This is a genomic window from Calothrix anomala FACHB-343 (genome assembly GCF_014696435.1).
In the GTDB taxonomy this organism is placed as follows: Bacteria; Cyanobacteriota; Cyanobacteriia; order Cyanobacteriales; family Nostocaceae; genus Aulosira; species Aulosira anomala_A.
The window spans coordinates 1-13,869 of record NZ_JACJQG010000094.1 but is presented as its reverse complement, the minus strand read 5'-3'; the positions used below and the strand labels follow the sequence as shown (position 1 = coordinate 13,869).

Genomic DNA, 13,869 nt, shown 5'->3' with positions numbered 1-13,869 from the left:
ATGTATAGCGATGCTAAATCATTTGTGAAATTTGCTAATTCTCAGTTTTTTATCTGATACTTGGCGTACTTGGCATCTTGGCTGTTCACCAAAAAAATATTTTCACAACTCAGATAAGATTGCTATATATTTTTCCTTTGTAGACTTAGTATTAATAGCTATGTTGGGTTGAGTTTGTGACTGAATTTAGCTGTGAAATTGGTGAGAAATTCATTCCTTAGCCTTTTGTTCCTGTGCCATTGCCCACAAATATAAAAGTGATGACATCAATGGCAATTACAATGGAGAACGCCAGACCAACTTGGGTGACAATTGGTCGCCAATCATTACCTTGCTGTGCTTGGTTGTAAGCAAATAAGGAAGCAGCAGCAACCAGCAGCAAGAATGCACCTCGGATGAGATTGAATGTCAAAGCAACAACGTTTGTATCCAAAGTGCTAGTGGAACCACCACCTGCTTGAGAACTTTGTTGAGCTAGATTGTTGAAAAAGCTTTCCAACCCGCTTAAGAAAATGGCTTGGGCTGGAGTTGCAAAGGTATCAAGTAAAGCAGTAACAGTAATAATGGCGACAATAATATGCCAGAAGCGAATTTTTCTACCTAAATACTTTTCTAAAATGGGTAATGTCTGAATTACATATCCAATACTCAATAAAACAATGCTCGTACATCCCAAAATAGTAATAAATATAGGTTTTGTAGCTAACAAATAAATTACAATCGCCAGAGATATGAAAATTAAAAGTATGTCATTGTGGTTGATATTCAGATTTTTGAAGTAGGTTGAAAAATTGCGAGATGGCAGCAGTTTAAACTGAGAATTGTGAGATTTTGTATTATTCATCTTTTTCTTCTCGATAAAATTAAACTTGCATTTCTGGTTTGCTAGCTTTGGTTTGAGTTTGCTTCTGTCCCTGTCTTGCGGTATTTTTATTAGCTTGGGCTGGGGTAGAGCGAGTTGATTGCTGATTGTCTAGTACCGCTTCTATTTCACGCAGGGGAATGCTGCACTGCAAAATCTCCGAGGGCTGTCCTGGTACTAAAACAGCATCAAGCACTTGTTCATCGTTACGATTAGGGTTAAATCCTTGAAGTAGCTGTGTGCCATTGGATAGTTTCACTACTTCAAACTCGTACTTGACTTTGCCCTTTTCAGTCCAGGTGAATATCGATTCATCGTTGCTGTTAAATGGGTTAGGTAGCTGTTGTTGAAATTTTTGAATTAATGCTTGGGTGCTGGCTTTGAGGGCGTATTCTTCCTTCGATTGTGGGAGTTTGCAAATACCAGTCTTTTCCTCTGTGCTGAGATTATCTTGTGCGATCGCCCATTGTCCCTGAGTGCGAGTACCAGCAAAAAGTGTTTCACCTTGGGTATTTTTTAAGGCGATCGCTACTTGTTTACCTTGTCCTTCTATCCATAAAGTTTTGTTATTGGAAATAGGAATGCCGTCTTGAGGCGATTGGTCAAATAATTCACCAGCCACTTCGGCAAACCCCACTAAAGCATCGGCACAGGCAGCTTGTTGTTGCTGTACTTGGCGTTTCGTCAGATGTTCTAAAATATCAACTTCTGCTGGTGGCTGGTTAGTAGAGTTAGGTGGGACAATATCTGCATTAGTTTCTGACTCAACAACAGTAGAATTATTTTGTTGTGCTATTATTTGTTTTTCCAATCGGCTAACTACCATTTCTAAACTATCAAGTCGTTTGGAAAGAACTTTTAAGTAGGCTTCAATTTGGTCAAGCTGTTCGTTGATGCTGGCATTCTTATCTAATTCAAATGGTTGAGATTGGTATTTGGGATCTAGTTTGGAACCAAGATTATCTACTTTCGAGCCGATTTTAGTAGCAGCTACAGCCAGTGGATTGTCTGCGGCTGATTTTTCAGATACAGTTTGAGAATCTTGAGACTTTTGAGACTCTGATGAGTCCGGCTTTGCTTCTTGCAAGCGACTAGCGATGTTATCTACACGGTCATTTTGCCTTTGTAGTTCTTTGAGAATTCGTTCCAGCCGCTTTTCATCAGCTTCGGCTGCTAGTTGTTCTAAAACTCCTTGTCCTACCGCAATTCCCAGAGTTCCCAATTGTCCAGCTAGTCCAGCTAAATTTACACCATTTACTTCTCGTCCATTGGTAGTAGCTGTGGCACTTAACCGCGAAGCTTCGTCTATAGGTTCTCTGGATTTGGCGTTTTTGGCAACAGTGTTATTAGTCTTAGTTCTATCTTGAAGATTAGCTTGTGTTTTGGTTTGGGGCTTACTTTGGGTTTTAGCTGAAGTTTTGGCTTGTGTTTTAGTCGGGGGTATCTTCACATGACTCATAGATGACTCATCTTCTTCAGCTAAATCATCTAATTCGTCTATTTGAGTGTTGAAATCATCATTTGACAGGTCGTTTAGTTCGTTGTTTATAGCTTCTATTTCTTCATCTTGTTCATCTAAATCGAGCAGATTATCTTCTAATTCATCATCGATATCGTCAAGTTCTGTTGCAGCAAAACCGCAAATTTCAGCAATGTTAGAAGGGGTGAAGTAGTTTTCATCTTTACTGGTAATTCCTTCTAAATTTTTAATTAGGTACTTACCACTAGTTCTGTGGCTGGGATCGCTGGTGAGGTAGAAACGATAACCTTTAATCTCGTCATCATCCCCACCTCCTACACAGAGTTCTACTGTGATGGCGGCTTTACCTGATTCCTGGCTGTAATTTTCTACACAAGCTTTAAAGTCTTCGTGGGACTGGATAGAATCATTTTGTATTGAAGATGCGATCGCTTTATCCAATGTGTTTTCAATATGGCGGAGTTTACGGCGATCTGTCAGGTTTTCCCATGAGCGATTTTGAGAATTTTGTCTTTGCTTAGGTTTAGTCAGTGTTTTGGTAGCCATAGGTACTCAAAGCTGATTGCCTTAAGAGTTAACCTAACAAGGCTTTGTATAAGATGACATAGACCTAATGGCTATTTATAAGTTGTCCATTTGGCTATTAAACAAATTATACTAATATCATATTTAATCCTTATATTAAAGATGAGTAATCTACTTTCAGATGCACTACGAAAACTTAAGCCATCAGGAGAAAATAGCTTTGAGGGACTAATTGCTCAATTATTACAAGATTTGACTGGACAACGGTTTTATCTAGCTCAATCAGGTTCTCAAGAAGGACGCGATATTAGTTCTCGTGATTATGGCTCAAACGTTCTAGCAGTAGAATGTAAACGTTACAGCAAAAATACGAAATTGGATCATAGAGAGCTATCTGGAGAGTTAAGTCAAGTTCGGAGATCAATTCCTGATTTAGATATTTGGGTACTGGTTGCAACTCGTGATGTTGATTCTACATTAGTTAATAATTTAACTGAAGAAGCTATAAATTTAGGTATTCACTTTGAAGTAATTGCTGAAGATATTGATAAACCAGATTCATTAGAAATATTATGTGCTAATGCACCAAATATAGTCAGAAAATTTCTTAAAGATGTTTTTTCAGATAGTGAATTACAAAAATTAAAAAAATATTTGGACGATATCATTCAGCATCCTCAATTTCAGAGAAAAAAAGAAGCATTAAAATTTAAATTTTGTTCAAATTTGGTAGGTTATGATAATTGGAGGACGAAACAAAATCAGCAATTCTTAGAATATTTGAAATCTGAAAGTAAATCTCATGCTGCTTTTGGTCAACCTATAAATATTATCAATAACGAGCTAAGATTTATTGTAAGAAAGGAACTGCTACAGCAATTAGATATTTGGTATTCACAATGGGTAAATAATAAAAAAATATTCACCCTTTTAGGTGAAGAAGGTGATGGAAAAACCTGGGGAGTAGCTCATTGGTTAAGCTTAAAAGTAGAGCAAGATAATAATTTCCCGGTTGTTGTTTTCTTATCATCACATAAAATCAGTAGTAATGAACCTCTAACTCTCTTTTCTGATATTGTTGCTCGTGATTTAATTTTGGAGAAAGAACATTGTATAAAACGTGTCAAACGCTGGATTAATAATTCAGAGACTACCCCAAAATTACTACTTATATTAGATGGTATTAACGAACGTTATGATAATTTATGGTGGAGAAATATTTTAAATGAGCTTTGCGATAAATGGCTTCAAAATATAGCAATAATAATTACTTGTCGTAATGAATATTGGCGACGAAAATTTGACCATATTAGTTATTTACCAATTCATAAATATATTATTCAATCTTATAATAATGATGAATTAACAGAAGCATTAAAATATAACGGACTAACCCGTTCAGAATTTTCATCAGAAGAATTATTAAAACTACTCCGCAAACCGCGCTATTTTAATTTGATGCTCAAGCATTATAAGCGTATTGAAATTAGTGGTGATATAACTGTTGAACGTCTTATTTATGAAGATTGGAAAGATAGACTCAAAACAAAAAATATTTCTTTAGATGATGAACAATTTAGAGGTTTAATTAGAGAATTAGCAGAAAGAGTTAGAGAAACAAATAAACAATATTTACGAGATAAAGATATAGAAGACAACTTATCATTTGTATCTCATAAAGAAGAAGTTTTTCAAGAGCTTATAACTGGAGGCATCCTGAAAAATAAAGAAGGTAAAAACCAAATCTATCCAGAATTTTTACATTATGGTTTTGGTTTATTATTGGTGGATCAACTACGGGACGGTATAGAGGAAAGTGATAAACATCCAGAAGAAATAATTGCTGAATGGATAGAACCACAGGCAGAAATGGACATTAAAGCAAAAATATGTCACTATGCCAGTTTAATTGCTCTTACTGATCCTGAACTCCCACCTATAGCAAAAGCTTCTTTACTGAAAGCATGGATCAATAATCTTAATCCAGGACTAGATGCTGAAAAAGAATTTATTGCATATTTACCTTGCGATTCTCGTGCTTATATTAAATTAGCAGAAATTATAGGTTCTGATACTTTTGGAAATCCTTGGGCAGAAGAATTAATAAAAGGTGCTTTCATGAAATGGAGAAAATATCCAAATATATTAGAGAAACTTTCATCAGCACTGAAGAAATGGTTAGGATTTTTACGCTGTGATGGTTTTTCAACTCAGCGTCATCCTTCAGTGAGTATAGAGGAGATTAGACGCGAAATTAATGAACGAGCCGGACAGGAATTAAAACCAGGAATTTTTAAATTTCACGGTTATGAATTAACAGTAATTGAAGATGTGATAATTGAAGACGACGGATTACTTCGTCTTGGCAGATTTGCGCTAGGATTAATCATCTATCTACCAATACAAAATTTTGTTAAAACTATTGTCACAGGAATAATAGCTGAGGAAATTATGGGTTTTCCTGGCAAAAACAATTTATTTAATTGGGCATTTCGTTCTGCTGATCAATCAATATGGAATGAAATTAAATTAGAGGTTGAACATCTTCTGAACTCACAAAGTTTGGTAGCTAAAAAGGCTGCTTATCGTTTGCTGTTATACGAAGGAAGTAAAGAGGCTTATGAAATCCAACAAACATTGGATAAAGAAATTTTGACATTTAATCAACATATATACGAATACAACCCATGTGATTTTGAATGGACTCAAGATAACTATAAAAATTGTCTTAATAGGACTGACTTGAGACCTGAGTTGCTAGCTTCTCGTATGAAATCAATTTGTATTAATCCAGAGTTAGTAGTTCCCGATGAACTCGGACAAAGCCTAGAAGTTTTAGTAGAACAAATTTCTATCAACTCAATTTCATCTACATATTTTAGAGACTTAGATGATCATAAATTTGAGGAATTTGAGCCTACTCTGTGTGCCTATGCACCAAAGGCTATAGCTAATTTAATTAGACAAATTACACGAAATATCACCCAGCGAACAGGAATAAGCTTGCGACAATTGAGCTTTAATATGTTAAAAAACTATCTTATTCTTAGTTCAGAAGAAAAAGAATGTATTTATCAGGCTTGGCAGAATTTTGAGCAAAATTGTAATACAGATAGTGAATTAGACCATGTAGCTGAGGCTTATCTGTTTCAAATAGTTCTTAAGGAGTTAGATGCAGAACAACAATTAAATCATATCTTACAACGTCCTGATCCAAATTATGATTTCATATCTTTTGAGAAAAATTTTAAACCAATTATTAACATAGAAATCGCATTTTCAAAAGTCAATAATCATAAAAACTTACAGCGCATACTTTGGTTTATTTCTAATAACAGAGAAATTTTACAGACAGAAGTAATAAATCAATATATTTACCCTCATCTTGAAAATGATGATAGCTTAATACGTTCATCAGTCTTAGAGATCATATATAAGTTCGGTGATAATAAAATTATCCAGAAATTTCTTAACTGTTCTTGGCAATGGAATTCTCAACATCACCGTAGAGAAAATCACTGGGGGAGTCTTATTCTTGGAAAGTATGGTGAAAATTTGTCTTATTCTAGTCTTAAAAACCGTATTCATCCAGCCTATCAAGGTTATGCTATTCGCTGTCGGGGAATGCAAGTAGAAGAAGTCCGAGAATATGCAGATGATATTCACAAAAACTGGATCAGACTTATCACAGAAGTACCAAGACTACCAGATGATTTTCCCATTATTGAATTGAATATAACTAGTGATGATAATTTCGAGCAGTTTTATAATAAAATTTCTTTATCTGACGATAACTTTGTAGATTCTGTAACTTTTTCTTCCCGCAATATTGTTTGGGGAATAGCAGATATAAATAGCAGTAAAGACCAACTTATACAAATTCAAGATATTAATGCTAATCCAAGACTTAGAGAAGAGTTTAGGAGAATTTTGACTGAAGTACAGAAGGAGCAGCTTGAATTTAGAAACTACTTTTTTTGTGAAATCCCTCCTAAAGATGTCATAGCAGAAATAGTATCTCAGTATCCTAAGTTAGTTGATATATGGTTAACCCCTATAAAACCTGAATACGATAATAACACAGCAGAGAAAATCATTCAGATAGGTAGTACCTTTTATTCAATTCTCTGCTCTGTTTTACTAGATGTAAATCACCCATACGCAATAAATTTATATCAGTACCTTAAAAATATTAATCGCAAAATTATCCTAAAAAATTCGCCTAACAATATTTCTTTCCTAGATTATGCTCTTTTTCAAATCATACCTAATGGCTCTATAGAAAATGAATGGCAGTCTCGGTTTGTGTCTTGTAATTCAGACCTAGAACTCATGGAAATGACTATTGCTGCTCAACAAGGTCACGCTTTGAATTGGTTAAATTCTTATATAGAAACTAAACTTAATTCGTCTGCTCCTTTGGATTTCTCTCGTGCTGTAACGATTCTCGGATTTTTAGAAACCAATGATGCTTTTACTTGTCTTAGTCAACTCAAAGAAGAACAACCAAATACTTGGAAAAAGGAAATAATAAATATATCGCTCAATCGTTGGCAAAGAAATTCGTGGGCTAAACAGTGGTTTTCTAGGTTTATGAACACAGATAATCGTGTAATGGCGTGGAGCTATTTTAGGTTATTTTTACGTTGTGTAGATAGCAGATTTTGGCTATGGAAAGATGAATTTATTTGTAATGCTTCATCTAATAATTTTCACAAACTTTACTTGACTTTTTTTGAAGAAAATCTCAATAAGATTGATAACTCTATCAAAAAACATGAAAAGGATCTAGACAAATATTTTCTCTGTTATAAACTATCTCAAGAATTGTTGCAAATATTACAAAAATAATTTATACTGTCTTTTATCTAAGTACCATTTAGCAGAAAGAAAAGCCAAAATTACCACTTCTTGGTTAGGGGTGGATTTATCATCATCAAATTCTTGTTGGTTCATTAGTTACTCTTCTTCAATTCAACTCAATATCATGATGGCTAATACAGTGTCCATTATTTGAGAACTCATGTTTTTTATTAACTAATCGCTCCCTTTCTAAAACCATATCCTCTAACTCACTTGCGGCTGCTTCTGAAAGTGGAAATATCTCCTCACCCGTCTCGAGATTGCCTCGACAAATCGTCCGCTTATTCTCATTTCGCACAATAAAATCACCACTGGATTGCACATAAGCAGTCCAATGACTACCAATTTTGAACTGCTCAATTTCATTACTTGTAGATTGATGGACTTGTCGCTGTTCGTAGGTGATAGCGATCGCTCCTACTAAATTATCAAACATTTCTTTACGCCAGAGTTCACGGTGAATGGCTCGGAATTGCCCCGCAGTATCTAACGTTGGTTCTGATTCCGGTAATGGAACTTCTGGTAGATTGATTGATTCAGGATTAACCTTGAGGACAATACTAGAACCATCTGGTTGCAAAGTAGCTGCAAATGTAGCACCAATTGGTAGTTTCGGGCTGTCAGGAGCAAAAGTGCCTAAATTCTTGCCATCAATCTGTAATATCGGTGTACCGTTGTAACGATAATGCTCTGGGTGTGATTCGGGTAACTCAAAAACTCCTACTTCCAGAGTAACGCTGCGCTTTTTCCATTGCTTACTAGCAAAGTTTTCATTGGCGAAGTGATTGTATTTGATACCCAACACTTTAATTTCATCAAACTGAAAATCCTGAAGCTGCTGACATACTTCCTCTGTAAACAGGTTATATGCCAAAGCACCAACACCTGAATCTTGACGTGATGTTGCCCAACTATGATCTGCTGGCGGGATAATTCTCAAATCCTTCGGAATATTAAGTTCATCTAAATCGTTAATGTTTTCGCCAAATTTAGCTGCTAATTTATCAACTACTTTGGGTGATAAGTCTTTCAAAGCAAATTCAATCAGAGGTAATTGAGGATGAATTGTGGCATCAAATTTAATTCCTTTTTGTTCTAAAGATTCTTTCCATTTAATAGCACCTGCACCGAAAGGAACACTCAAAACATAAATATCCTGTGGTAATGCAACGCTGGGCAGTTCATAATCGTGTTCAAACGAAAACGTAATTTCCATCTGTTCTGCCAGCTTTAAACAGTCTTTGCGATGCCGATCTAATTCTGGACGGGTATGTTGTGTATGCCACAGTGCGGCTGCGCCTTCTCTGCGAGACGCTACGCATTGGCGGAGCCTGTCCGCAGGATTTACAAATCGTTCCTCTGAAGTGGGGAATAATTCATCAATTTCCGCCCGATAGCTTTCGTAGAGCTTTCCTAGTTCCTCATTAAAAGCTTCCCTGTCATCTCCCACTCGTTCCTTAATTTCGTCTCTAGCTTGCTGAAACCTTGTTTTCAGTTCTTCTGCCCATTCCAAGGCATCTACAGATAGCGTCTCTTTAGGAAACAGGTAGCGAAACTCATGCCTATCCCTGCTGCGAATGCGTGTTGGTTCCCACAAAGGATTGACTACAACTCTTGCAATGACGTTGATTGAGCCGGGAGCATCCGCAGGCATGGCAAAGGAGCGATAAAGCCGTTCATCTTTTTTAAAGTCAAAAAAGTAACTGGGATGAGATTCTGACCACTGTTTGGCATCGGCGAGCAAATTTTCCCCATCTATTTCTTTGATATCTTCCAATCTTTCTGCACTTTTGGGCGAATCTACCTCAACCTGAAGTGCCTGAAATAGACGGTTTAGTAACTTCCTTTGTCGTCTGCCAAATCGCTCTACATTCTCACCGTCTTGAGGCATCGATGACTGTACGCGCCCAATGTTTGTTGCTACTAGCCCTACTTTATTTTGACTGCTGGCAGCAGCAATCTCTGCTAAATTTTTGTATTTTAAGTTGCCTTCTTCGTCTGTAATTTCCGTATACGCCAGCTTAGGGCGTTGTTTAACTGGCTCAAATCGTCCTGGTTCACCTGCGCGGAGAGTTTCTTGAGCAATATTAGGCAGTTTACTAGCAGAACTGACCATTAATTGGTCGCCGTCAAAATCGGCTTGGTGGTATTCCTCAGCATCCTTGGGGTGAATCCAGACTACGTTGCGAGTTTTCTTCAATTCTGGATCGTGGATGTTTTGGTAGAGGCGGATGTTGTCTGAGTTGACGATGGGGTAGCGGGTGAGAATGACATCTCCTTCCGGTAGATGGGGTACACAAATTGTGCCACGAGTTAGGCGATCGCATGGCATTGCCATACCCGAATTATGGTTGTATCCTCCCTTAATCGCTAAATCGCGCCATTGATTGGCTATGTAATCGGTAGCAAACTTGCGAAATTTGGGAGTTTCAATCAATTGACCATATTTATCACTGCGTAATAGGGAAATCCAGCGAGATTCCTGTGCTTGATTGTTAGCATTACCCTCAATTTCGTTAAAAGCTTCTTCAGATTGCTCTTGCTGCGATGGCGGAACGCCCGCCGTAGGCGATCGCTGTTGTTTGTCATATTGTTGGATGATATATTTTGCCAACACCAAGGGATTACGCTGCAACTGGGCCAGTTCTCTAGCTTTTTCTTCGGTGGGTTGGCTCAAATCTTGTTTGACTGCTTCTTCTGAGTACCAAATAGTAAATTGCCAACTATTATCGTAGTTGGTGGCTTTGGCGTTACTTCGATTACCGATTACCGCTTGAGGAAACTCATAGTCACCGCAAGGTATTAAGTTTTTCAGTTCTGATTTTTTAATGCCTTTAATTGAGGAACGATCCATAATAATGTCGTAGCCTTCAACATCGGTCAAATTCGCATCGGGTAGGAAAGTACCTTTAGACAAGAAGCTGGTTTTTGGGCACTGGGGATTATCTGATTCAGCCCAATTACTCCTCCAGGCAAACCGAAATTGGAATGGACAGTTGCGTTCTCCTCCCAATTGTTTGGCAAGTTGGGGCGAAATCTTGCCGTGACAGTCTCCTGTTTTATAATGAGCATACTGTGGATCTTCAAAATCCACAATTTTAACTCGCAGCCCTGTCAAAGTTTCTGAGCCTTTATAGCAATTGCTAACTAGCAAAGAACCATAGCGACAAGCGGTATCTGGTTCTGTAGCGAATAAGCGTCTAATTTTTTTATGCAGTGAGTCATCAGCAAAGTAATAACTATTTCCGGAACTAAAAGCTAACTTACGCCGGATTCCATCCTGAAAGGTTCTTTGTCTTAAATGGTTTGCATCTGGATTTTTACTATCGATTTTAACCATTAGTAGAGATTGTAAATCTTCTGCTTCAAACATTTGTTCGAGCAGAGAATTTTTAATTATTTCTGGTTCAGATAAATATTTCCCATTACCATTGTTATACGACCCATCAAAGATAGGTATACTCAAACCAGAACCTTCTAAGACTCTAGTGGTTAAATCCATTACCAATAATCTATTAGATAGCTTATCTAGCAAGCATGAGACTCTAATATCCACCTTGGCACGAAATTACACTCGATAAAATCATCCAAGTGGATAATTTACTGATTTCATGGCAGACGGTATTTTATAGGGTGTTAGCTCTGCTAGCAGACTTCCAAGAAAGTTAAATAGCTGAACAGCGCTTTTAATCGTATTATCATTTTCCCACTGTGTTACTTAAGCTACACAATTCTGAAGCTACCACTAGATTTTATGAATAAAAGAATTCAACGACTAGAAGATGGTTTATTAGTCATGCTTTATGACGATGATCCAGATTCGCCAGGAGATGAGTTGATCACACCTTCTGAGAATGTATCCCAAGATGAGCATTACCCCGAATATGCTCATCTCAAACCTGGTGAAAGCATAATAATTAAGGAAAATCCTATCAAACCTACATCAGGTTCTTATTATCCAAGTGGTTATGAAGATTTAGATGAATTCCTCAATAGCGATCCTGGAGCAATTGATAGACTAGGTGATAAAACTTCAACTACTCGTGGTTGGTGTTCACCTGAAGCAGATGAATCTTGATGAAACTTTCCTTAAGAGGAACGCACTAATGAGTTACAAGCTGCGACGCATCTAATTTGTATATAAGACGCGGGCAAGATGCCCGCACTACAATTATTTTGCGTTTTTGACTTATATAATTTAGCTGCACATCAGCTTACCAATTCAAATAATGTTGGCGATACATAAATTATTCGTAAGAGCACAACATTGTAGTGCTACTACACATCTGTCGCATTCTTTTTTAAAATTGGTATTAATATTTTGAATAGCTGAAAGCCTTAATTATTGTTTTTTTGATAAAATAATTAAGTTCTTTCGGTGCGGCTCCTTACTCTCGATTTAGCAAATTTCCTCTGGGAATAAAATTAGCAATAAGCTGTTTACACAGGTAAATTAACTGTGAATATACTGCCTTTGCCAACAGTCGATAAAACAGAGATATTTCCTTGATGGGCTTCAACGATTTGACGAGACAAATATAATCCTAAACCGTTCCCGGGACGCTGATGATTACCCTGTCGAAAACGATCAAATAAGAGTAATTGTTCTTCCGGACTAATGCCAATACCTGTATCCTGTACTTCAATCGTTATCCCTTCAACAGTAGAATTGAGGCGAACTTTTACTGACCCAACATCACTGAAGCGAATGGCGTTACCGACTAAGTTAGTGAGGAGTCGGCGTAGTTCCAGGCGATCACCTCTAACCTTAAATAAAGAAGCTTCAGTACCTTCTGCCAAGACAGCTTTGAGAGATAACTGTTTAACATTAGCCAAAGGCATTAGTTCTTGCACTACCTGCTGGCATAATTCCCACAGATCAACCACAAAGAAATCTAGAGTTTTGCCTCCAGCTTCATACTGGTAAACTTCTAACAAGGTATCGACCATTGACAACAAAGTTTGGTTACTCTGAGCCATTTGTTCTAAAGATTCACGCATTGTTGATAAGGTATTGCCAAAAACACCTCTTTGCAGCAAATTCAAGAATTGGTCAGCAGCTATCAAAGGAGTTCGCATATCGTGAGTCAGTCGAGTTACAAAATCTTCCCTTCGTTGATTGAGAAAAAATTGTTCGTCCATACTGTGTTTCAGTCTCAGCAAAGCCCTTACCCTGGCCAGTAATTCCTCCTTATCTATCGGCTTACGAATAAACTCGTCTGCACCTGCATCTAAACCTTTGACTACACTTGATTTTTCATAACCTGTTACTAGCAAAATTGGAATAAAAGGTAAGTTTGAGTTGTGCTTAATTTGCCGGGTAACTTCATAGCCATCCATATCTGGCATCACTACATCTAGCAGTACCAAATTTGGAGGAGATTCGGCAATTTGTATCAATGCTTCAGTACCATTGTGGGCTATGGTCACGTTGTATCCCTTCAGTCTCAAAGTGACTTGCAGCAAGCGGAGACTATCAGCTGAGTCATCCACAAGCAGAATTCTTTGGTTTGTTTCTTCTGAAGTTATATTCATTGCAATTACTAATTCGTAATTACGGATTCTCAATCTACTGATATGTTAGAGCCAGGATTCTTTCTTAGAAATAAGATGCATCCTCCTGTGGGTATAATGTATACACAGGTGAGAATAAAGTGTATTCGTTTTAGTTTAACTTCAGTTTTTTTATATCTTTTTAAGACTTTAGGAAGATTTTTTCAGAGAATTTTTAGATTAAAGCACTAAATTTAAATTTCTTAATATGGCTGGAAATATTAGTGCAGACTTAGTTACATAGCTGCTTTATGTCTCAATAGCCACTTTTTGGCTCAATAGCTAAAATTTTTCGTCCAATAGAGTAATCCTTTGCTTCAAAGCATATTCGACAGTTAGAAAAGTACTAATTACCAAGCTGCTGAGGTGAATGATGGGAGATATTCGAGTGGCAATTATTGAAGACCACAGCTTAACGCGGATTGGGATGCGTAGTTCTCTCAACGAACAAGAAGGTATTGAAGTAGTAGGTGATGAAGCAGAAATGTTGAATCTCGATACAAAACTTTACATATTTGGTTAGAGTAATTCTAAAAAGCCTAAAATAGTCAACATAACATCATCTCCTCAAGCCAATGAACATAAC

7 protein-coding genes are annotated in these 13,869 nt (G+C 37.0%); 3 read left to right on the top strand and 4 right to left on the bottom strand.

What is annotated here, in order from left to right; all coding sequences use genetic code 11:
- Nucleotides 1-217: 217 nt before the first annotated feature.
- Nucleotides 218-844, bottom strand: a complete 627-nt coding sequence (locus H6G08_RS33570) for a hypothetical protein (protein WP_190551125.1) — start codon at nucleotides 842-844, stop codon at nucleotides 218-220.
- A gap of 19 nt (nucleotides 845-863) precedes the next feature.
- Nucleotides 864-2,888 carry a hypothetical protein gene (locus tag H6G08_RS33565; RefSeq protein WP_190551123.1) on the bottom strand — a complete coding sequence of 675 codons (2,025 nt, stop codon included), beginning with the start codon at nucleotides 2,886-2,888 and terminating at the stop codon, nucleotides 864-866.
- A gap of 141 nt (nucleotides 2,889-3,029) precedes the next feature.
- Here H6G08_RS33565 and H6G08_RS33560 point away from each other — a divergent pair, with 141 nt between their 5' ends.
- Nucleotides 3,030-7,718, top strand: a complete 4,689-nt coding sequence (locus H6G08_RS33560) for an NACHT domain-containing protein (protein ID WP_190551121.1) — start codon at nucleotides 3,030-3,032, stop codon at nucleotides 7,716-7,718.
- Nucleotides 7,719-7,836: 118 nt separating this feature from the next.
- Here the strand turns inward: H6G08_RS33560 and H6G08_RS33555 are convergent, their stop codons facing one another.
- Nucleotides 7,837-11,232 carry a hypothetical protein gene (locus H6G08_RS33555; RefSeq protein WP_242046382.1) on the bottom strand — a complete coding sequence of 1,132 codons (3,396 nt, stop codon included), beginning with the start codon at nucleotides 11,230-11,232 and terminating at the stop codon, nucleotides 7,837-7,839.
- Between the two features lie 252 nt (nucleotides 11,233-11,484).
- Here H6G08_RS33555 and H6G08_RS33550 point away from each other — a divergent pair, with 252 nt between their 5' ends.
- Nucleotides 11,485-11,808, top strand: coding sequence for a hypothetical protein (locus H6G08_RS33550; protein WP_190551119.1), 324 nt, complete (start codon nucleotides 11,485-11,487; stop codon nucleotides 11,806-11,808).
- Nucleotides 11,809-12,170: 362 nt separating this feature from the next.
- Here H6G08_RS33550 and H6G08_RS33545 read toward each other — a convergent pair whose 3' ends face one another.
- Nucleotides 12,171-13,265 (bottom strand): hybrid sensor histidine kinase/response regulator, encoded by a 1,095-nt coding sequence (locus H6G08_RS33545; RefSeq protein ID WP_190551117.1) that lies wholly within the window; start codon nucleotides 13,263-13,265, stop codon nucleotides 12,171-12,173.
- Between the two features lie 388 nt (nucleotides 13,266-13,653).
- Here H6G08_RS33545 and H6G08_RS33540 point away from each other — a divergent pair, with 388 nt between their 5' ends.
- A complete protein-coding gene (locus H6G08_RS33540) occupies nucleotides 13,654-13,806 on the top strand; it encodes a helix-turn-helix domain-containing protein (RefSeq protein ID WP_190551115.1) in 153 nt (50 codons plus the stop codon).
- Nucleotides 13,807-13,869: the final 63 nt, after the last annotated feature.

What these genes read in the sequence shown, in the direction of transcription:
- H6G08_RS33550 (WP_190551119.1), top strand. Translation starts at nt 11,485, where the DNA reads ATGAATAAAAGAATTCAACGACTAGAAGATGGTTTATTAGTCATGCTT.
- H6G08_RS33555 (WP_242046382.1), bottom strand. Translation starts at nt 11,232, where the DNA reads ATGGATTTAACCACTAGAGTCTTAGAAGGTTCTGGTTTGAGTATACCT.
- H6G08_RS33545 (WP_190551117.1), bottom strand. Translation starts at nt 13,265, where the DNA reads ATGAATATAACTTCAGAAGAAACAAACCAAAGAATTCTGCTTGTGGAT.
- H6G08_RS33570 (WP_190551125.1), bottom strand. Translation starts at nt 844, where the DNA reads ATGAATAATACAAAATCTCACAATTCTCAGTTTAAACTGCTGCCATCT.
- H6G08_RS33560 (WP_190551121.1), top strand. Translation starts at nt 3,030, where the DNA reads ATGAGTAATCTACTTTCAGATGCACTACGAAAACTTAAGCCATCAGGA.
- H6G08_RS33540 (WP_190551115.1), top strand. Translation starts at nt 13,654, where the DNA reads ATGATGGGAGATATTCGAGTGGCAATTATTGAAGACCACAGCTTAACG.
- H6G08_RS33565 (WP_190551123.1), bottom strand. Translation starts at nt 2,888, where the DNA reads ATGGCTACCAAAACACTGACTAAACCTAAGCAAAGACAAAATTCTCAA.